The organism is Leisingera sp. ABM4_101, assembly GCF_056158725.1.
In genome coordinates this window covers 3,798,220-3,817,850 of sequence record NZ_JBSWTV010000002.1, presented here as the reverse complement: position 1 = coordinate 3,817,850, position 19,631 = coordinate 3,798,220, and the positions used below count along the sequence as shown (strand labels likewise).

Genomic DNA, 19,631 nt, shown 5'->3' with positions numbered 1-19,631 from the left:
TTGTGCCGCGGCCTGCGGGTCGGAAACTGCCGGTTTCGGCTCCGGCTTGCCCGCGGGCTTGCCTCCGGGCGCCTGGCGGTCCACTAGTGAGGAAACTGGGTGTTCCAAAGCCGGGGTGCCTGGGTGCAAATGGTCGAAGGGGCAGGTGCAAAGGGCCTGGCAGCCGGCTGCGGCCACCCTGGAGGCTGGGTTTCGCTGCTGAGGGTTCAGGCGTGGTGCAAGCGTTTAGGCTGACAAGGGAAATTGCTGCGTTTCACCGTGCAGATTTGTTTTGTTGGGTGTTTTTTAACCTGAATGCTTCAAGACTGGCTCAAAGGCAAAGAGGGGCCATTGTATGCACGGTCTGATCAACAGGGCGATTCAGGCTTTTGTGACCAGTACCTACGGGGCGGACCGCTGGGAAGAGGTTATGGAAGACGCAGGGCTCGGTTTTACCGAGTTCGAAGCGATGCTCTACTATACCGACGAGCAATCCGGCCAGATGCTTGCCTCGATGGAGAAAGTTCTGGCACGCCCCCTGGCGGAGATGCTGGAGGATATGGGCACGTTCCTGGTCTCCAACCCGCAGGTGGAGGCGCTGCGCCGCCTGTTGCGGTTTGGCGGGGTCAACTACGTTGAGTTCCTTCATTCCCTGGATGATTTGCCCGACCGGGCGCGGCTGGCGGTCTCTGACCTGCAGCTGCCCGGGCTTGAGCTGGTGGAGCAGGCACCGGACCAGTTTCAGCTGATCTGCCAGCCCGGATTGCCGGGCTATGCGCATGTCATGATGGGGGTTTTGCGTGCCATGGCGGATGATTACGGGGATCTTGTGTTCCTGGATCACAGCGGCACGCAGGCCGAGGCGGAGGTGATTTCGGTCACGCTGGTTGAGACCAAATTCGCGGCCGGGCGCGAATTCGATTTGGGGGCGCATTCCCTATGATGATTGATCACCTGACGCGGATGGCGGGCGTGATCTGCCCGATGTATGCCATTGTTGATGCCAAGGGGCGGATTACCTCTGTTGGTCCGACGCTGAAAAAACTGCGCCCTGACCTTGCCTGGCAAGGGCGCCGGTTCTTCCGGGTGTTTGATCTGTCGCGCCCGCGTTCCGTGCGTTCGGTGGAGGATCTGCTGCGCACATCCGGCAGCAAGCTGCATCTGCAATTCCGCGACAGCCCGCAAACCGGGTTGAAGGGCGTCTGCACCCCGATGCCCGACGGGCAGGGGGCGTTTATCAATCTTTCGTTCGGGATTTCCGTGCTGGAAGCCGTGCGTGACTACGATCTGACCAGCGCTGATTTTTCCCCCACTGACCTGACCATCGAGATGCTCTACCTGGTGGAGGCGAAATCCGCCGCGATGGAGGCGTCGCGGCAGCTCAACACCCGCTTGCAGGGGGCCAAGATTGCAGCGGAGGAGCAGGCGTTCACTGATACGCTGACCGGTCTCAAGAACCGCCGCGCAATGGATCACGTGCTGGGGCGGCTGATCAGCAGCGGCCGGGAATTTGCCCTGATGCATCTGGATTTGGATTTCTTCAAGCAGGTCAATGATACCCTGGGCCATGCGGCGGGGGATGCGGTGCTGCAGCAGGCGGCGCGGATCATGGTGGAATGCACCCGCCAGTCCGACACCGTGGCGCGGGTCGGCGGTGATGAATTTGTGATGATCCTGGAGGGGGTGCTGGATACCGCCCGGCTGGCGGCCATAGCAAAACGGCTGATCCAGCGGCTGGAGGAGCCGATTCCCTTTGGCGGCCAGACCTGCCGGATTTCGGCCAGCGCGGGCACGACTCTGTCCACCTGGCAAAAGACACCGGACGCACAGCAGCTGCTGAACCAGGCGGATCTGGCGCTTTATGCAGCCAAGCGTGCGGGCAGGGCGCAGCATTTCTTCTACCGCGAGGGTATGGAGAAAGAAGATGCAGGCGGTGCCGCAGCAGCAGCTCCGGCCCAGGCTGCGGCCCGCGGCCCGGCGGTCTGAAGAGAGAGTGTATTAGTCAAGTCAATACGGGCGTGCGGTCAAGACTGCCGCCCTTTTAATTTGTGCGCCGGAAACCCGCCCTTCACCGCAGCGGCACAGCAGCCTGCAAGGCCTGAATGGAAACTGCGGTTCTGTCGGGGAAAAGTGGCAGCCCGTAGGGGAATCGAACCCCTCTTTCCAGGTTGAAAACCTGGCGTCCTAACCGATAGACGAACGGGCCACTCTGTCTGTGAGGCGGTGTTTACTGATTGCGCCTGCTGGGGCGCAAGAGGGTTTTTGCAGAAAAACGAAGTTTTTCCAGCCTGTAATGCGGCTGGCTAGCCGCCTGAAAATAAACGAAAAAATCCGCAATGCTGCGGCGATTTTCTGGGCGGCGTCTGTGCGGGAGAAGTGGCAGCCCGTAGGGGAATCGAACCCCTCTTTCCAGGTTGAAAACCTGGCGTCCTAACCGATAGACGAACGGGCCACTCAGTGCGTGAGCGGGTATTTAGTTGTAAGCGCCGGAACCCGCAAGAGAAAAAGTACGGTTTTGTGAAATTTCTTATCCGCAGGGCGCAAGTGATTGAAATCTCAGGCTTCGGCGGCGTCTTCCAGGCGCAGCTGGGGGCTTTGGCGGCCGCCCCAGGTGTTCACTTCCAGCCGTCCGGCAAAGTGGAAGCGGGAGCCGCCGTGCTCCAGCAGCTTCGGCCCCAGCGCGGTGTCGAAAGCGCCAAAGCAGATCGCATCCACACCGCCGCCCATGCCGTCGCTGAGCGAGAGCTTCAGGTGGCTTTCGCCGACCTTCTTGGCAAAGCGCACCTGCAGGTCCGGCAGCGCATAGCGCGGGGCAGGGGCGCCGGCGCCAAAGGGGCCTGCCTGTTCGATCTGTTCAATCAGATCCACCGAGGCCGCGCCGGGCATCAGCGCGCCGTCCAGTTTCAGATCGGCGGGGCCGCCCTGGCCGGCGCCTTGTTTGGCGAGCAGCTCCGTGAGGCGTTCCATGGCCGGTTCCAGCTTGTCCCGCATCACTGTGAGGCCAGCCGCCATCTTGTGGCCGCCGCCCTTGACCAGCAGGCCCTCGGCCGCCAGCCGCTGGATCGAGGCGCCAAGGTCGACGCCGGAGACGGACCGGCCGGAGCCCTTGCCCTCTTCGCCGTCAAAGCCGATTACGATGGCAGGGCGGTTGGCGGCTTCCTTGAGGCGGGAGGCAACGATGCCGACCACGCCCGGGTGCCAGCCTTCGCCCGCCGCCCAGACCAGCGGCGCCTCCAGGCCGCGCTCTTCGGCCTGGTCCAGGGCTGCCGCGCGCACCGCGTTTTCGATGTCGCGGCGTTCGGTGTTCAGCTCGTCCAGCCGCTCGGCCAGGGCGGCGGCCTCGTGCGGGTTGTCCGTCGACAGCAGCCGTGCGCCGAGGTCGGCTTTGCCGATGCGCCCGCCGGCATTGACACGCGGCCCCAGAAGAAATCCGAGGTGATAGGCGGAGGGAGCTGAATCCATGCGGGAAACATCCGAGAGCGCCACGAGACCGGGACGCTTGCGTGCGCCCATGACTTTCAGCCCCTGGCGCACCAAGGCGCGGTTGGCCCCGATCAGCGGCGCCACATCCGCCACGGTGGCAAGTGCGACCAGATCCAGCAGCGCCATCAGATCCGGCCCCTTCGCGCCGGCTGCGCGCATCTGGCGGCCTGCCTCCACCAGCATCAGGAACACCACGCCGGCAGCACAGAAATAACCCAGGTCGCCGCTCTCATCCTGCCGGTTCGGGTTCACCACCGCGACGCAATCGGGAAGGGTTTCGCCGCCCAGGTGGTGATCCAGCACAATGACGTCGGCGCCTTTGGCCGCTGCGATGGGTTCGTGGCTGAGGGTGCCGCAGTCAACGCAGATGATCAGGTCGTGGGCGGCGGCCAGCTCCTGCATGGCGGGCACATTGGGGCCGTAACCCTCGTCGATGCGGTCGGGAATATAGAGCGTGGCCTCCAGCCCCATCTGCCGCAGCCAGACCAAGAGCAGCGCGGCAGAGCTGCCGCCGTCCACATCGTAGTCGGCAAAGACCGCGATCCGCTGCTTGCGCTGCACCGCCTGCAGGAACCGCGCGGCGGCGGCTTCCATGTCCTTCATCTCGCGCGGGTCGGGCAGCAGTTCCTTCAGCTTGGGCTCCAGAAACCCTGTGGCCTCCATCGCGGGCACCCCGCGGCGGGCCAGCACCTGGCAGACCGAGCGGGGCAGGCCGGTCTGCTGCGCCATCATCTCTGACGCCCGGTCCACCTCAACCCCGGGACCCACCCAGCGGCGCCCGGTCAAGGACTGTTCAACACCCAAAAAGCTCATCTTCTGCCCTCATATGCAAAGGCCGGACCCAATACGGACCCGGCCCTTCTTCTGGCTCTAAATATCCCCGCCGGAGGCAGCGGCGCAAGCCGCAGCTTGGCGCAACGCTTAGTCCTGATGCGGCGCCAGCGGCGTGCGGTAGGTCATGCGGCGCACGGAGCCGGTTTTCGAGCGCATCAGCAGGGTGGTGGTCTCCACCCAGCCCGGCTCGCGCTTGATACGCGGCAAGAGCGAGCCGCCGGTCACGCCGGTGGCAGCAAAGATCACGTCCTGGGTCACCATCTCGTCGCGGGTGTAGATGCGGTCCAGATCGGTGATGCCGGCCTTGGCGGCGCGCGCCTTTTCGTCTTCGTTGCGGAACACCAGGCGGCAGAAGATCTGGCCGCCCATGCATTTCAGCGCGGCTGCTGCCAGCACGCCTTCGGGTGCGCCGCCCTGGCCCATGTACATGTCGATGCCGGTGGTCTCGGATTCGGCGCAGTGCATGACGCCGGCCACATCGCCGTCGGTGATCAGGCGGATCGAGGCGCCGGTTTCGCGCACTTCTGCAATCATCGCCTCATGGCGCGGGCGCTCCAGGATGCAGACGGTGATGTCGGAGGGCGCGCAGCCTTTGGCGGCGGCCAGCGCCTCAACCCGTTCGCGTGGAGACATGTCCAGCGACACCACGCCGTCCTCATAGCCCGGGCCGATCGCCAGCTTGTCCATGTAGGTGTCCGGCGCGTGCAGCATGGAGCCGCGCGGGCCCATGGCGATCACGGTCAGCGCGTTGGGCATGTCCTTGGCGGTGAGGGTGGTGCCCTCCAGCGGGTCCAGGGCGATGTCGACGCCGGGGCCGTTGCCGGTGCCCACTTCCTCGCCGATGTACAGCATCGGCGCCTCGTCGCGCTCGCCTTCGCCGATCACCACCACGCCTGCGATGTCCAGCAGGTTCAGCTGCTCGCGCATGGCGTTGACGGCGGCCTGGTCGGCGGCTTTTTCGTCGCCGCGGCCAATCAGCGAGGCGGAAGCCAGCGCCGCCTGTTCTGCAACGCGGGCCAGGCCCAGCGACAGCATGCGGTCATGAAAGGGCGCGTCAGAGGTGTTCGAAGTCATACCGGAAATCCTGTCTCAACGGGAAAGATGTGAATGGGCGTTTCACGCCGAATAGCGCGGGGCGGGGCTTGCTCGCAAGGGCCGATAGCGCTCGCCGCGGCAGGAAAGCCCCGCCGCAGCGCAGTATGTTGCGCATTTCCGCCGGTTGGCGCGGCTCAGAGCTCTTCGATGCGGAGCGCGACCGGATCGCCGTCGACCACATCGGTGGCAGCCAGGCCTTCGAGCGCGGCGTCCAGCGTGGCGCGGGTGCATTTGTGGGTGACGATCAGCACCGGCGCGACCGGGGCGGAATGGCCGTACTGGCGCATCCGGTCGATGGAGACGCCGGCTTCGCCCAGAACCGCGGCCACCTTGGCCAGCGCACCGGGTTTGTCCAGCAGCCCCATGCGCAGGTAGAAGGGGGCGGGTAGGCCGGTCTGGGCGGCCGGAACCTCCCGCAGGGTTTCGGCAGGCTGGCCGAAGGTTGCGATGCGCAGGCCGCGCGCGAGGTCCAGGACGTCGCCCATCACCGCGCTGGCGGTGGGGCCTTCGCCCGCGCCGGGGCCGCGCAGCACCACTTGTTCAATCGAGTCGCCTTCGATCACCACCATGTTGGTGCCGCCTTCCAGCTGGCCCAGCGGCGAATTCGCAGGCACCAGGCAGGGCGACATGCGCTGCTCCAGCCCGCGGGCGGAGCGCTGCGCCACACCCAGCAGCTTGATGCGGTAGCCCATGTCGGCAGCGGCATGGATGTCTTCCAGCTGGATGCGCTGGATGCCTTCCAGCTCCACGTTATCAAAGGCCGGTTTGGTGCCGAATGCGATGGAGGCCAGCAGCGCCAGCTTGTGGCCCGCGTCGATGCCGCCGACGTCCAGGTTCGGGTCGGCCTCCAGATAGCCCAGGCGGCCGCATTCCTCGAACAGCGCGTTATAGCCCTGCTCGGTGGCCTGCATCTGGGTCAGGATGTAGTTACAGGTGCCGTTCATCACGCCCATGACGCGGGTGATTTCATTGCCGGCCAGGCCCTCGGTCAGCGATTTGATCACCGGGATGCCGCCGGCAACGGCCGCCTCAAACCGGATCACCCGGCCTGCGGCTTCGGCCTGTTCGGCCAGCGCCTGGCCGTGGATGGCCAGCAGTGCCTTGTTGGCAGTGACAACGTCCTTGCCCGCGGCCAGTGCGGCCTCGGTTGCGGCCTTGGCGGCGCCTTCATGGCCGCCCATCAGCTCGACAAACACATCCACGTCATCGCGCACCGCCAGCGCCACCGGATCGGTCTCCCAGGCGTAGTCCTTGAGCGAGACGCCACGGTCCTTGCTTGCGTCGCGGGCGGAGACCGCCGAGATTACCACGGGGCGTCCGGTCCGTGCCTCCAGCAGCGCAGCATGGCGGCGGATGATCTTCACCACACCGATGCCAACCGTGCCCAAACCTGCAATCCCAAGACGAAGCGGTTCTGTCATAGCTGGAGGTCCTTTGTTCCAAAATTCTCAGCCCCGCCTTAGCCGGTTCAGCGCGGGCGTGCAACGCTGCTGCGGGGCAAGGAATGGTGATGCAGGCGGTAAAGCCGGGAACGGGTCAGAATTCGGCGTTTTTCACCGCCTCGGCGCGGCGTTTCAGCCTGGCACTGCGGGCGTCGAGCTCTTCCTGCAGTTCCGTGCTGGCCTGTTGCGGCGGGTCAAGCGGTTCCAGCGCGCTGTCCAGAGGCAGCAGTTCGGGGTATCCCGCGCCGCGAAGGTCCGGGGTCAGCCGGTCTTCCAGCTCAGGCACGCGGGTGCAGGCGGCGGCAGCCGTCATGGCCAGAAGAAAAGCGATCCGTGTCCAAACCTGCATTGAAATAGCCCTTGTCCCCTATGGTGCCGGTTCTAAGGCGTCCGGCGCCGCGGCACAATTGAATTCCCGCCGGGACGCAGGGGATTGGCTTGGCCCGGCCACGCAGGTAAAGGGCGGGCTGGCTTTCGGGCATTCTCACCCTTTTTTCTGAACATATGTTCAGTTACGGTCACCTCATGGCACGTACCCAAGGTTCCCATTCCGGTATCACCGGCCCCAAGATCCGCGAAGCCGCTTTGCGGCTGTTTGCGCAGCAGGGCTATGCCGCGGTCTCGATGCGCCAGATCGCCAAGGAGGTGGGGGTGCAGGCCGGGGCGCTGTATAACTACACGCCGGACAAGCAGAGCCTGCTGTTCAACCTGATGGAAACCCACATGGTGGAGCTGCAGGCGGCCTGGGACGCGGTGCCGCGGGCCGGCAGCGCGCTGGAGCGGCTGCGCGCCTTCACCGGTTTCCACATCCGGTTTCACCTGGAGCGCCCGGATGCGGTCTTCATTGCCTACATGGAGCTGCGCAACCTGACGGAGGAGAATTTCACCGTCATCGAATCCCTGCGCCGCGATTATGAGAACGGGGTGGAAGGAATTCTGAAGGAAGGTGTGGAGCAGGGGGTGTTTGCTATCCCGGACACCAAGATCGCCACCCTGGCGGTGATTGCGATGCTGAACGGTGTCAACACCTGGTACCGCTCCGAAGGGCGGCTGTCGCTGGACGAGGTGGAGTCCGTTTACTGGGGCATGGTGCAGAAAGCGGTCAGCGCATGAGGCTGCTGGACCTGCAAACCAGCCGGTTGCGGGCGGCCCCCTGGCAGGACCTGACGGACACGGAGCTGGCGGATCTGTTTGCGCCAAAGGTGGTGCAATGGCTGCCCGCCGGGTTCCAGTCGCCGGCAGACGGCCGGGCGCGCCGGGCGTTTCTGGAAGCGGTGTCGCAGCAGGCCGAGGTAATTGCCCTGCGCAACGCGGCGGGGCAGGGGATCGGGCTTGTGATCCTGTCGTTTGCCGAAGAGGGTGGGGCCGCCCGGAACCTGGGTTATCTGTTTGCCGAAGCTGCCTGGGGGCAGGGGCTGGCCAGCGAGCTGATTACCGGGCTGCAGGTCCAGTTCCGCGGCAGCGGCGTGATCCTCAGCGGCGGTGTGATGCAGGAGAACGCGGCCTCTGCCCGGGTGCTGGAGAAAGCCGGGTTTGCGCCCAAGGCAGCAGGCGCCGAGACTGTCTACAGCTGGCGCGCGGACGGCTGACACCGGGTCAGCTGAGCAGTCCGATCATGTCGTAATGGTCGATCTGGCGGCTCAGCACCATCGGGTCCTCCTCGGGCAGCACATGCGGCTGCTCCCAGTCTTCGCCGGCAAAGGCCTGCAGCGCCTCGACGCTTTCCCAAACCATGACCACGCAGAAGGTTGCAGGCAATTCCGGCCGCGGCAGGCCGGCAGTGACCGAGACCAGACCCGGCTGGCGGCGTACATGCGGCACCGCGGTATCGGTCAGAAAAGTCTTGAAGTCCTGGATCTTGTCGTCGCGGACGGTGGCACGGAACACCCGGATAATCATCACTCCCCCCATCGGTCTTTGGACAGGGGGAGTATAGCATATCAATGGCCCGTTTGGGCGGGCCAATCCAGTCAGTGCGCGGGCTTGATAAACGTTCCGTTGCGCAGGTCGCGGAAGGCCTGGTGCAGCTCAGCCTGGGTGTTCATCACGATCGGCCCGTGCCAGGCCACCGGCTCATTGATCGGGGCGCCGGAGATCAGCAGGAAGCGCACGCCTTCGGGGCCCGCCTGCACGGTGATTTCGTCACCGGTGCCAAAGCGGATCAGGGTGCGGTCGCCCGACAGATCGCGGATATTGACCTCTTGGCCCGCGACTTCCTTTTCCAGCAGCACGCCCTGGGGCGCGGAGGCGTCGGCAAAGGCTGCCTGGCCTTCAAACACATAGGCAAAGGCACAGCGGTAGGTGTCGATGGGCAGGGTCTTCTTGACGCCGGCGGGCACAAAGACATCCAGATACTGCGGATCGGCGGCGATGCCGTCCACCGGGCCGCGCTTGCCCCAGAATTCGCCGGTGATCACCTTCACCCGTGTGCCGTCATCGTCGATGACCTCGGGGATGTCGGTGCCGCGCATGTCCTGATAGCGCGGCGCGGTCATTTTCTGGCTGGCGGGCAGGTTGCCCCAGAGCTGGAAGCCGTGCATCTGGCCCTTGGCATTGCCCGCGGGCATCTCCTGATGCAGGATGCCCGATCCGGCGGTCATCCATTGCACATCGCCCGCGCCCAGGGTGCCGGCATTGCCCAGTGAGTCGCTGTGCTCGACTGAGCCTGCCAGCACATAGGTGATGGTTTCGATGCCGCGGTGCGGGTGCCAGGGGAAACCGCGCAGGTAGTCCTCGGGATTGTCGTTGCGGAAGTCGTCGAACAGCAGGAACGGGTCCAGCTCCGAGGGATCCTGAAAGCCGAAGGCGCGGTGCAGTTTGACCCCGGCGCCCTCCGTGTGGGGCTGGGCGGGGCGGGTTTCGATGATAGGTCTGAGGGACATGGGCCTGTCTCCTGGTTTCCGTTGCTTGCGGGTAAAATAGGATGTGCGGCGGCGCCGGAAAACCGGCTGTGGGCCACGTGTGCTGTGCGCTGATGAACAGAGCGCCCCGCAGCCCGCGGGGCTGCGCGGCCCAACGGGGCGCGGTGCTGCAGGCGCCAAGGACGGGCGGGAGTTCCCCCGTTGCCGGGCGCAGCGCAGGCGGGGTAGCGTAAGGGCATGACACAAGCACCTGATCTGCTGCCGCTCTTGCCGCCGGAGCGCCTGCAAGGCGCCCTGCGTGTGATCACCTACATGCTGGGTGAGGCCCGTGCCGCCACTGATGCCGACGATGTGCTCACCCGGATGTCAGAGCTGATCCGCGCAGGCGGCGTGCCGCTGGACCGGGCCACCTCCATCGTGCCGCTGCTGCATGCCGAGGCGGTGGCCAGCGCGCGTTTCTGGGAGCGCGGCAAGGGCGCGCGCAGCTACCTGTTTCCCTTCAACGAGGCAAGCGGCCAGGGCTATGCCCATTCACCCGCCGCCGATGTGCACCGGACCGGCGAGTGGGTGGTCCTGTGGCTGCCGGACACGCCGGACGAGCGTTACGGCATCGTGCCGGAGCTGAAAACAGAGGGCTACACCCATTACATCATGGCGCCGGTCTTCATGCGCAGCGGCATGGCCAGTACTTTCAGCTTTGCAACCCAGGCACCCGAGGGGTTCTCGGACGAAGACATCACCTTCCTGCGGGCCGTCTTCCCGGCGCTCTCGGCCTGCCAGGAGATCCTCACCACCGCCCGCGCCATGCAGGAAGTGCTGCGGATCTATGTCGGCGAGGAGCCGCAGCGGCGGATCATTTCAGGCGACGTGCACCGGGGCGAGGTGATGCATATCCGCTCTGCCATCCTGTTTGCCGACATGCGCCGCTTTACCGAACTGACCGCAGGCATGAGTGCAGAGGAGGCCACCAGCCTGCTCAATGCCTATTACGATTGCATCGTGCCGCCCGTCGAGGACGCCGGCGGCGAGGTGCTGAAATTCATCGGCGACGGTATTCTGGCGATCTTCCGCGCCGAAGGGGACGGGGTGCAGACCTGCGCCCGGGCGCTGGAGGCCTCGCGCGAGGGGCTGGCGCGGGTGGCTGCCTGCACTGGTGCGCCGGGCTTCGAGGTTGGTATTGCGCTGCATTTCGGCGAGGTCGCTTTTGGCAACGTCGGCTCCGGTATGCGGCTTGACTACACGGTGATCGGACGTGACGTGAACCTGGCGGCGCGTGTGGCCGGGCTCTGCGGTTCCAAGGAGGAGGTGCTGCTGGTGTCGTCGGAGTTCAGGAAACGGGCAGGGCTTGCGGGGCGCTCACTGGGCGCGCAGAGCCTGAAAGGGCTGCAAACGCAGGAAGAGGTGTTTGCGATCCCCGCGCGGTGAGCCCGTTCTGGGTAACCCTCACTCTGCCGGGGAACCGGCGGCCTTGTTCCACCACTCGGACGGTTTGATGCGCTGCCCATGTTTGCCGGCCAGCCGCAGCGCCAGCTTGCGCAAGGGGCTCAGCGCCAGCTTCAGCCACAGCCGGTTGCGGCGTTTGGAATAGTCGCGGTTGAAGGGGCAGACCCGCATGCAGATTGCGCAGTCAGAGGCCATCTTGGCCCAGAAGGAAAAGCATTTCTCGGCATCCGAGGTCCATTTCCTGACGCCCTTGATGGCCGATACATTGGCAGTGTCCGTTGAGGGCGGCCCGTAAGGCAGCGCCTTCACCGGGCAGGCATCGGCGCATTTGGTGCATATGCTGCAGAAGTCCCTCACCCCCAGTGGCTGCGGCGCATCATGGGCCAGCGGCAGGTTGGTGAAGATCTTGGAAAACCGCAGGCGCGGCCCGAATTCCGGTGTGATCACCATCTGGTTGCGCGCGTATTCGCCAAGCCCGGCCTTCACCGCGTAAGGGATCACCAGTCCGGTGTCGTTCATCGACGGCACCGCCTCATAGCCGAGGTTGCGGATATAGGCGGCCAGCTGCATCACGATAGAGGCCTCGTGGCTGTATTCCCGCCCCGTCGCGGCACCGGCCAGGGCAGAGGGGTAGGTGGCGACCAGTTCCTTGTCCATCTCATGGCCCAGCACGATGACGCTGTTCAGCCCGTCCGGCAGATCATGCGGCGCCTCCGACATGTCGCGGGCATCGACGCGGGACGTGTAGAGCCAGCGTTCGTCCATGTCGGTGATGCCGCAGAGGTTGGCGCCAAAGAATTTTGCAATGCGCTTTACCTCGGCGGACATCTTGGCGGGGTCGCCGATCTCCAGCGCGTCCTTGGCCACCGGCGTATCGGGGCGGATCGCGGCCTGGAAACCCTCGCGGATGCCCTCATGCGCGCGGCGGCCGGAGACCACGTCGGAGATCAGCCAGGCGGCATTGCGCAGGGCAAAGTCGCGCTGGGAGAAACCGTCGCCGCGGCGCGGGGCGGCCTCCATCCGGTAGGAGGAGAAGAACTTGGCAGTGTGCTTGGACTTGACCCGTTCATCCCAGAAGGCGCGGGTGAAGATGTCGTTGCGCTGCGAGAACCGCTCGAAATCATCGGTGACTTCGATCCCTGCGGCTGCATCGCCATCGCGCTGAGGCGGGGTGTTCTGTGGCCAGGGCATGGCCGGACGCTATCGGGCAAAGCGCGCGCGGGCAAGGGATCGCGCAGGGTTATTTAACAGAACAAGGAGACGATCCAGTCCCGCACCATAGCCACCTCGGCGCTGTTCGGGGCGTCGCCCGCGGCGGGCAGCAGGTAGTGGCCCTGGCCCATGGGAATCTCGGCGTCCAGCACCGGCGCCAGCCGTCCTTGCAGCAGCGGCAGATCACCATATCGGCGCATCAGCATCGCCACGCCGGCGCCCGAGGCGGCCATCTCGATCGCTGCCAATGATGTGTCCACATAGAGCGGTGCGGCGCGGTCCTTGAGCGGTACGTTTTCCTGTTCCGACAGCCGCAGCCAATGATCCTGGTAGCCGTGGATATGGATCAGCGTCTGGTCAAACAGCTGGTCCACCGATTGCAGCCGACGTGCCAGCTGCGGCTGCGCGACGGGGATCACGCTTTCGGTGGAGAGCAGATGCGCGCGCCGGTCGAACCAGCCGGAGGGGCCAAGCCGCAGGTCGATGTCCACGTCCTCGTCCTGGGTGCTGTCGGCCCAGACGGCTGAAATCAGCCGGATGCGGATATGCGGGTTGGCCTGATGAAATGCGCCGAGCCGGGGGGCGATCCAGAGAACTGCGGTGGAAACCGGCGCGCGGATCGTCACGGTCCGGGTCTGCACGTGGCCCAGCAGCCCGCGGGTGGAATAGGCTATGTCCGTCAGCGCCTGCGCGACCGAAGGGTAATAGGCATGCCCCAGCTCCGTCAGCTCTAGATGGCGGGCGCGCCGGGTGAACAAGGTGATGCCAAAGCTTCTCTCCAGGCTGCGGACCTGATGGCTGACAGCGGCCTGGGTCAGCCCCAGTTCCTCCGCCGCGGCGGTGAAGCTTTGCAGGCGGGCGGCGGCCTCAAAGGCGCGCAGCCAGACGAGATTTGGCAGATCGGACATGTATGTTGCAAAAAATTTTGGGGTCAGGCCGCGTTATTATTCGTTTTTGTTTCAGCAAAGGTCAAGCTAGCCATAGGGGCAGACGGACACCCCGGGAGGAGAAATTTGCAATGGGAACCACTTTGAAAGTCGGCTTCATCGGTCTTGGCAATGTCGGCGGCAAACTGTCCGGCAGCCTGCTGCGCAATGGCGTGGACCTGACCGTGCATGACCTGAATGCTGATCTGGTGCAAAGCTTTGTGGACAAAGGCGCCAAGCGGGCGGAAGACCCGGCGCAGCTGATGCGCGACTGCGATGCGGTGATCACCTGCCTGCCGTCGCCTGCCGCGTCCGATGCGGTGATGCGGGAAATGCTGCCGGAGGTAACCGCAGGCAAGATTTGGATGGAGATGTCGACCACCGACACCGCCGAGGTTGAACGCCTGGGCGCGATGGTGATCGAGCAGGGCGGCCGCGCGGTGGACTGCCCGGTCTCGGGCGGCTGCCACCGGGCGGCGACGGGCAATATCTCGATCTTCGCGGGCTGCGACCGCGAGACATTTGAAACCATTCTGCCGCTGCTCACGACCATGGGCCGCCGCATCCTGCACACCGGCGGGCTGGGGTCGGCATCGGTGCTGAAGGTGGTGACCAACTATCTGGCGACCGCCAACCTGATCTCTTGCGTGGAGGCGCTGACGGTGTCCAAGGCGGCCGGCATGGACCTGAACGTGGCGTTTGAGGCGATGCGGATTTCCTCGGGAAATTCGTTCGTGCATGAGACCGAAAGCCAGGTGATCCTGAACGGGTCGCGCGACATTTCCTTTACCATGGACCTGGTCAAGAAGGATATCGGCCTGTTCCAGGAAGTTGCCGACCGCGCCAATGTGCCTTTGGAGCTGAACCCGGTGATGATCAATATCTTTGATGATGGCATCGCCAAATACGGCGAGCGGGAATATTCCCCCAACATCATCCGCCGCCTGGAGGACGCCACCGGGCTGGACATTACCGCGCCGGGCTTCCCGGCGGAAATGCTGGACGATGAGCCGGAGGAGCCCGGCTACGAGGTTGTCGTGCGCCGCGCTGCTGCGGAATAGGTTTCCCCAACCTGTACGGCTGCATTCAGCCCCTGCTTTGGCGGGGGCTGTTTTCTTTTGCTGATCCGGTTTATGCCCGGCAGAGCAGAAACGGGGAGCAGCGGATGAATAACGAAGTTCTGGCGACGATTGAGGCCTCGGCCAGCCGGCGCGTGATGGGCACCGTGATGCTGGGGCTGACCGGCTGCCTGCTGGTCTATGTCGCCTTTGCTGCGCCGCCCTCGCCGGCCTGGCTGGTATTCCTGGTCGCAGTTGGTGCAGGTGCCCTGTGGCTGGCTGTTCGGATGTGGCAGGCAACCGTTCACCGGATCGAACTGACGGCGGAGGAGCTGCGCTGTTCGGACGGGCAGGTGATTGCGCGGGTCGAGGATATCGAAGCCATCGACCGCGGCTTCTTTGCCTTCAAACCGTCAAACGGGTTTCTGATCCGCACCGGGAGCCAGGGCGCCAGGGCCTGGATGCCGGGGCTGTGGTGGCGCTCGGGGCGCCGGATCGGCATTGGCGGGGTGACGCCTGGGTCGCAGGGCAAGGCGATGTCGGAAATACTGGCCGCGATGCTGGTGCAGCGCGGCCAGTAAGATCTGCGTTCACTGAACGGTCAGTCGGTTGCTTCACCGCCATCGTCATGGCTGCCTGAGCCAGTGGCGCTGCCTTCAAAGGCGACCAGCGGAGCAAAGCGGGGCCGGGTGAAGACAAAGTTCTTCACATCCATCAGCGGAATACCGACGTTGAAGGCTGGGCTCACCTCGTTCCAGGTTTCCACGAGGATCACACGCTCCTGATCGGGCATATCCGGCAGCTTTTCCTTGACGGTATTGATGGTGCCATCCGCCCAGGGCTGAAATGCAGCACCGCGGACCTCGGACCAGTCGACATAGTAGTTCTGATCATCTTCGTCCCAGCGGACGACAGAAATCCGGGTCGACAACGTGGTGTCGTTGCGCACGAGTTCCGACGTTAGCGCGTGCATGCTGTCGATATAGTCGTCATTCACGAAATTGGTTTCGCGCGAGATCAGGTCCGAGACGGTATAGGCTGCCTTCAGATTGATGCTTTGCTGGCGGAAGGCGTCGAAGAAGGTGTAAATAGACGCAAACAATCCCAGAAGAAGCGGCGCGTAGAAGGCAAACTCGATGGCTGCGTTGCCCTGGGTGCTGTCCAGAAAGCGGCGGGCCGGTGCCGGCAGGTGCCGGCTCAAATGGCGGGAAAAGAGTGTCAGCATGGCGTTACCTCGGTTCCTGGACGAAGGCGGAAGACGCAATCAGATTGACGCGGCCGTCCTCATCCTTGGTCAGGTTCGTGCCAAGGCCCCAGGTGGGAAAGATCGGCTCGAACTTCATGCAGGCGCGGATGAACATCAGCTCATTTGACTGACCGTTTTCGAATGACCGGACCGGCTGGACGTCTTCAACGCGGTTCACACAATCCGGTGTCGGATCAATGGCTGTCCATTGGTACGGGTCGATCTGCAGCATCTCCAGGCGCAGCGATGTGCTGCACTCATCGATGAAGCCGGAGCGGTTGCAGATCTCGTCGCGCAGCTGATCGTGCTGCATATCGCCGCCGGTGCCCAGACGGATGATCCGGACCGTCTCGTCCAAAGCCCTTTCTAACTGGGAGTGGCGGAGGTTGATCATGCCCAGTTCGACGGTGGACATCAGGATCATCAGGAAGGCGGGAATGACGATGGCGAATTCCACAGTGGAGTTGCCATCCTCGCGCTGCCTGAAACGGCGCAGTGCGTGTGTGATACGGCAGATCATTGGGTGAGCCTCAGCTGACGGATGGATGTTGCGATCGAGGCAAAGGCGTCGGAAATCTCCAGGCCTTCCACGTCGAAGTAATGGGAGTCAGAGCTGGCGCAATCCTGCAGGACAGCCACACCATCGCTGGGCGCTTCAAAGCCGATGGTATAGACAATGATGCCCTGATCTTTGGCTGCTTGGCAGATGCTGCGGGTCCGCGCGTTTTTGGTCGAGTTGCCAAAATAGTCGTAGACGCCGTAGTACCATTCACTGCGGGCGGCAGAGCTGCCCATCCAGTCGGCATAAAGGTTATAGTAGAGGTACTTGAGCGGTGTTTTGGCGAAAAGATCCACATAGCTCAGCCGCTCAGCCGCGTCATCGCCATAGGGTGTGTCGTGCCAGTAGGAGTAGCCGTCCCGGCGGAATTTGCCTGTGGACGGGTTCAGTGTCGAATAGACGCCGCTGGAGGCGTGGTACCAGACGTTAGAGTTGCCTTCGCGGTGGTCGCTCTCGACATAGTACTGCGATGTGTTCTGGCCATCCGTCATCAGCACGATGACCTTGACAGTATCGGTGTCGGTATATTCCGAGGGACGCGCGGAAAAATCGTTAGGAATAATGGCGTCCGGCCCGGAGGACAGTGCACTGACGGCCGGGCGCGAGGAGGGGTCAAGCAGGCTGGTTCCCCATTTCATGCCAATGTCGATGGAGGTGTTGCCGCGCCCGACAAGACCGTCGATGAAGTTCTTGAGCGTCGTCGCGTCTTTTTGGAACAGCATCATTTCCCGGTGCGCGTGCTCCTCGCAAATCGGAGATCCGACCAGGTCCGGCCGGTCATCCCAGCGGTCCCACGGGGAGAATTGCATGGTTTGTTCCAGCGATGCGGTGGTCGACAAACCTGCCGAGGTGAAGTCTGAGGAGGAAAAATTCACGCAGTTGGAATAGCTGTGAAGCCTGTCGAGATTGTACTGGTTCAACAGCTCTTCAGGTGCGGACACCTGCGTTGCATAGGGAACGATGGAGATCGACATCTTACCGTCGGTGGTGTTCGCCACCATGGTGTCGACGAATTCCTTGGCCGCGATTTTGAGGTTTGTCAGGCGGCTGTTGCGGGTCATGGAGCCGGAGACATCCAGAACCAATGAAATCTCGACCCCGTCGATGCTTTCTTCGGCACGCGAAGTCGCAAAGAGAGGCAGGTCGCCGCCGCCGGCAAATTTCAGCAAGTGGGTCGGGAAAGTGGTGTCGATTGTGGCTTGCACTTTTTTAAAGCCAAGCCCCGATTCCCACCAGGGAGCTTGGTAATAGTCTTCCAAGCCCGACTTGGAGAGGTAGTCGCGCACCACTGCATCGGGCGAGTGCTGCTGGTCAAGGTCAGCTGCTGCCAATGCAGCCCGGTCCAGGGTGTATTGCAGCATGGTGCGGTCGCGCTCCATGCGCATCAGATCCACGCCGATGCCGCCAACAGCCAGCATTGCCAGAAATGTGCCGATCATCGGCTTGGCCAGCATCCCGTCCTCTTCCCGCAGGAAGGATTTCCCCTTGGCCAGGCAGCGCAGGGTGAGCGGGCTGCTCAGCGCCGTTGAATTCTTGTGCCGTCTACTCATTTAAACACCCCCCGCCGGAACCTGAGTAGGTCAGCCCGGCTTCAGCAGCGAAATTTACACATAATTAATGGTCTGCGAACGTGGCGGAATTGGGGCGGATTTGGGCCTAAAAAGCTGCGATTGCAGCGGTCTGAGTTGCCAATTTCCCCGCATCCGGCAGGGTTGTCGCGGACCTGGCGACAATGCGTGCGAGCAGGCTGCGAATTGTGAGCTTTCGGCTAAAATGCGAATCTTTTTGATAGGAAATGGTCAAAAAGGTCGCACTCCTTAATCTTCTCTGCATAGAGTGAGGGCATCATCGGCAGCGAGTTGATGTTTGATCACGGAGAAGATTTTAGATGACCAGCCGCACAGAGCCGAGCTTCCGCGAGAGCGTGGACCTGATGTTTAACCGGGCCGTGAAACTGATGGACCTGCCGCCTGGGCTGGAAGAGAAGATCAGGGTTTGCAATGCAACCTATACGGTGCGTTTCGGTGTGCGCCTGCGCGGCGCCATGCATACATTCACCGGCTACAGATCTGTCCATTCCGAACATATGGAACCGGTGAAGGGCGGCATCCGCTATGCCACCGGGGTGAATCAGGATGAGGTCGAGGCGCTGGCGGCGCTGATGACCTATAAATGCGCCCTGGTGGAGGCGCCGTTCGGCGGCTCCAAAGGCGGTTTGTGCATCGACCCGCGGGAGTATGAGGAGCATGAGCTGGAGCTGATCACCCGCCGCTTTGCCTATGAACTGGCCAAGCGCGACCTGATCCACCCCTCCCAGAACGTGCCTGCGCCCGACATGGGGACCGGCGAGCGCGAGATGGCCTGGATTGCAGACCAGTACGCGCGGATGAACACCACCGACATCAACGCCAAGGCCTGTGTCACCGGCAAGCCGTTGAACGCCGGCGGTATCTCGGGCCGGGTCGAGGCCACGGGCCGCGGGGTGCAATACGCGCTGCAGGAGTTCTTCCGCCATGAGGAAGACAAGGCGGCGGCGGGTCTCAGCGGCAAGCTGGATGGCAAGCGGGTCATTGTGCAGGGCCTTGGCAACGTGGGCTATCACGCGGCCAAGTTCCTGTCCGAGGAAGATGGCTCGCGGATCATTGGCATCATCGAACGGGACGGCGGGCTGTACAGCGCGGACGGCCTTGACGTTGAGGCTGTTCGCAACTGGATCGTCAAGCATGGCGGCGTTTCCGGCTATCCGGACGCACAATTCCTGGAAGATGGCGCGCTGCTGCTGGAGGAGGAGTGCGACATCCTGATCCCGGCGGCACTGGAAGGGGTGATCAACCTCTCCAACGCGGACCGCGTCAAGGCGCCGCTGATCATCGAGGCCGCAAACGGCCCGGTCACGGCTGGCGCGGATGAGGTCCTGCGCAAGAAGGGCTGTGTGATCATCCCTGACATGTATGCCAACGCAGGCGGCGTGACCGTGTCCTATTTCGAGTGGGTCAAAAACCTCTCCCACATTCGGTTTGGCCGGATGCAGCGCCGCCAGGAAGAGGCGCGCCACCAGCTGGTGATCGACGAGCTGCAGCGCCTGGACGATGTGATGGGTGACACCTGGTCGATGTCGCCGAACTTCAAGGACAAGTACCTGAAGGGCGCGGGCGAGCTGGAGCTGGTACGCTCGGGCCTCGATGACACCATGCGGGTGGCCTATCAGTCGATGCGCGAAGTCTGGCACAGCCGCGACGACGTAACCGACCTGCGCACCGCCGCCTATCTGGTGTCGATCGACAAGGTGGCCAAGAGCTATCACGCCAAGGGACTCTGACCGGGGTTGGCTCTGGCGGGTACCTGGGGGCGGAGAGGAAACTCTCTGCCCCTTTTCTGTGCGCGGCATGCAATACGGCATCCGGTGTCGCAAATATTACTAGACAGAGGTGACTAGTTCGTGTGACTTGCGGCAAAGCCCTGCTGAACCGCCGCAAAATGAACCTTGGGGCTA

The 19,631-nt window shown here is 63.5% G+C and carries 19 protein-coding genes and 2 tRNA genes; 8 read left to right on the top strand and 13 right to left on the bottom strand.

All coding sequences use genetic code 11. The features are described 5' to 3' along the window. Window positions 1-334 precede the first annotated feature (334 nt). Entirely contained in the window at window positions 335-922 is a 588-nt protein-coding gene (locus ACXAEK_RS19805) for a heme NO-binding domain-containing protein (RefSeq protein ID WP_475044543.1), read from the top strand. Then, window positions 919-1,965 carry a diguanylate cyclase domain-containing protein gene (locus ACXAEK_RS19800; RefSeq protein ID WP_475044542.1) on the top strand — a complete coding sequence of 349 codons (1,047 nt, stop codon included), beginning with the start codon at window positions 919-921 and terminating at the stop codon, window positions 1,963-1,965. The genes ACXAEK_RS19805 and ACXAEK_RS19800 overlap by 4 nt, the downstream gene beginning before the upstream one ends. Before the next feature lie 145 nt (window positions 1,966-2,110). On the opposite strand, the gene ACXAEK_RS19795 is transcribed toward ACXAEK_RS19800, so the two are convergent. The 6 genes from ACXAEK_RS19795 to ACXAEK_RS19770 form a co-directional block, all read right to left on the bottom strand. Continuing rightward, a tRNA-Glu gene (locus ACXAEK_RS19795) sits at window positions 2,111-2,185 on the bottom strand. A 171-nt stretch (window positions 2,186-2,356) separates the two neighbouring features. Further along, window positions 2,357-2,431, bottom strand: a tRNA-Glu gene (locus tag ACXAEK_RS19790). 104 nt (window positions 2,432-2,535) lie between these two features. Beyond that, window positions 2,536-4,275: a single-stranded-DNA-specific exonuclease RecJ gene (gene recJ / locus ACXAEK_RS19785; protein ID WP_475044540.1), complete on the bottom strand. Its 1,740-nt coding sequence runs from the start codon at window positions 4,273-4,275 to the stop codon at window positions 2,536-2,538. Window positions 4,276-4,383: 108 nt separating this feature from the next. Then, window positions 4,384-5,370 carry a class II fructose-bisphosphatase gene (gene glpX, locus ACXAEK_RS19780; protein ID WP_475044539.1) on the bottom strand — a complete coding sequence of 329 codons (987 nt, stop codon included), beginning with the start codon at window positions 5,368-5,370 and terminating at the stop codon, window positions 4,384-4,386. A 155-nt stretch (window positions 5,371-5,525) separates the two neighbouring features. Beyond that, window positions 5,526-6,812 carry a homoserine dehydrogenase gene (locus ACXAEK_RS19775; protein ID WP_475044537.1) on the bottom strand — a complete coding sequence of 429 codons (1,287 nt, stop codon included), beginning with the start codon at window positions 6,810-6,812 and terminating at the stop codon, window positions 5,526-5,528. Window positions 6,813-6,927: 115 nt separating this feature from the next. Beyond that, a complete protein-coding gene (locus ACXAEK_RS19770) occupies window positions 6,928-7,182 on the bottom strand; it encodes a hypothetical protein (protein ID WP_475044536.1) in 255 nt (84 codons plus the stop codon). A 176-nt stretch (window positions 7,183-7,358) separates the two neighbouring features. Between ACXAEK_RS19770 and ACXAEK_RS19765 the strand changes: the two genes are divergently transcribed. Together ACXAEK_RS19765 and ACXAEK_RS19760 are read left to right on the top strand one after the other, a co-directional pair. Further along, a complete protein-coding gene (locus tag ACXAEK_RS19765) occupies window positions 7,359-7,946 on the top strand; it encodes a TetR/AcrR family transcriptional regulator (protein ID WP_475044534.1) in 588 nt (195 codons plus the stop codon). Then, window positions 7,943-8,422, top strand: coding sequence for a GNAT family N-acetyltransferase (locus tag ACXAEK_RS19760; RefSeq protein WP_475044532.1), 480 nt, complete (start codon window positions 7,943-7,945; stop codon window positions 8,420-8,422). The genes ACXAEK_RS19765 and ACXAEK_RS19760 overlap by 4 nt, the downstream gene beginning before the upstream one ends. A gap of 7 nt (window positions 8,423-8,429) precedes the next feature. Here ACXAEK_RS19760 and ACXAEK_RS19755 read toward each other — a convergent pair whose 3' ends face one another. Continuing rightward, complete coding sequence (locus ACXAEK_RS19755; RefSeq protein WP_475044530.1) at window positions 8,430-8,732, bottom strand: antibiotic biosynthesis monooxygenase family protein; 303 nt, start codon at window positions 8,730-8,732, stop codon at window positions 8,430-8,432. Window positions 8,733-8,803: 71 nt separating this feature from the next. Further along, window positions 8,804-9,715 carry a pirin family protein gene (locus tag ACXAEK_RS19750; protein WP_475044529.1) on the bottom strand — a complete coding sequence of 304 codons (912 nt, stop codon included), beginning with the start codon at window positions 9,713-9,715 and terminating at the stop codon, window positions 8,804-8,806. A gap of 216 nt (window positions 9,716-9,931) precedes the next feature. Here ACXAEK_RS19750 and ACXAEK_RS19745 point away from each other — a divergent pair, with 216 nt between their 5' ends. Further along, window positions 9,932-11,119: an adenylate/guanylate cyclase domain-containing protein gene (locus ACXAEK_RS19745; RefSeq protein ID WP_475044527.1), complete on the top strand. Its 1,188-nt coding sequence runs from the start codon at window positions 9,932-9,934 to the stop codon at window positions 11,117-11,119. A gap of 18 nt (window positions 11,120-11,137) precedes the next feature. On the opposite strand, the gene ACXAEK_RS19740 is transcribed toward ACXAEK_RS19745, so the two are convergent. Together ACXAEK_RS19740 and ACXAEK_RS19735 are read right to left on the bottom strand one after the other, a co-directional pair. Continuing rightward, window positions 11,138-12,328, bottom strand: coding sequence for a reductive dehalogenase (locus tag ACXAEK_RS19740; RefSeq protein ID WP_475044525.1), 1,191 nt, complete (start codon window positions 12,326-12,328; stop codon window positions 11,138-11,140). Between the two features lie 53 nt (window positions 12,329-12,381). Further along, a complete protein-coding gene (locus tag ACXAEK_RS19735) occupies window positions 12,382-13,257 on the bottom strand; it encodes a LysR family transcriptional regulator (protein ID WP_475044523.1) in 876 nt (291 codons plus the stop codon). Window positions 13,258-13,379: 122 nt separating this feature from the next. Between ACXAEK_RS19735 and ACXAEK_RS19730 the strand changes: the two genes are divergently transcribed. Together ACXAEK_RS19730 and ACXAEK_RS19725 are read left to right on the top strand one after the other, a co-directional pair. Continuing rightward, window positions 13,380-14,336 carry an NAD(P)-dependent oxidoreductase gene (locus ACXAEK_RS19730; protein ID WP_475045321.1) on the top strand — a complete coding sequence of 319 codons (957 nt, stop codon included), beginning with the start codon at window positions 13,380-13,382 and terminating at the stop codon, window positions 14,334-14,336. Window positions 14,337-14,440: 104 nt separating this feature from the next. Continuing rightward, the gene (locus ACXAEK_RS19725; protein WP_475044522.1) at window positions 14,441-14,914 is read left to right on the top strand and encodes a hypothetical protein; all 474 of its coding nucleotides are present in this window, start codon (window positions 14,441-14,443) and stop codon (window positions 14,912-14,914) included. A gap of 20 nt (window positions 14,915-14,934) precedes the next feature. On the opposite strand, the gene ACXAEK_RS19720 is transcribed toward ACXAEK_RS19725, so the two are convergent. From ACXAEK_RS19720 to ACXAEK_RS19710, 3 genes are read right to left on the bottom strand one after another with little or no spacing between them, the layout of a single operon-like run. After that, window positions 14,935-15,558, bottom strand: a complete 624-nt coding sequence (locus ACXAEK_RS19720) for a TadE/TadG family type IV pilus assembly protein (RefSeq protein WP_475044520.1) — start codon at window positions 15,556-15,558, stop codon at window positions 14,935-14,937. A gap of 4 nt (window positions 15,559-15,562) precedes the next feature. Next, entirely contained in the window at window positions 15,563-16,099 is a 537-nt protein-coding gene (locus ACXAEK_RS19715; RefSeq protein WP_475044518.1) for a TadE/TadG family type IV pilus assembly protein, read from the bottom strand. Continuing rightward, a complete protein-coding gene (locus ACXAEK_RS19710; RefSeq protein ID WP_475044516.1) occupies window positions 16,096-17,688 on the bottom strand; it encodes a pilus assembly protein TadG-related protein in 1,593 nt (530 codons plus the stop codon). The genes ACXAEK_RS19715 and ACXAEK_RS19710 overlap by 4 nt, the downstream gene beginning before the upstream one ends. Before the next feature lie 338 nt (window positions 17,689-18,026). On the opposite strand from ACXAEK_RS19710, the gene ACXAEK_RS19705 reads away from it, so the two are divergent. Beyond that, window positions 18,027-19,457: a Glu/Leu/Phe/Val family dehydrogenase gene (locus tag ACXAEK_RS19705; RefSeq protein ID WP_475044514.1), complete on the top strand. Its 1,431-nt coding sequence runs from the start codon at window positions 18,027-18,029 to the stop codon at window positions 19,455-19,457. Window positions 19,458-19,631 lie beyond the last annotated feature (174 nt).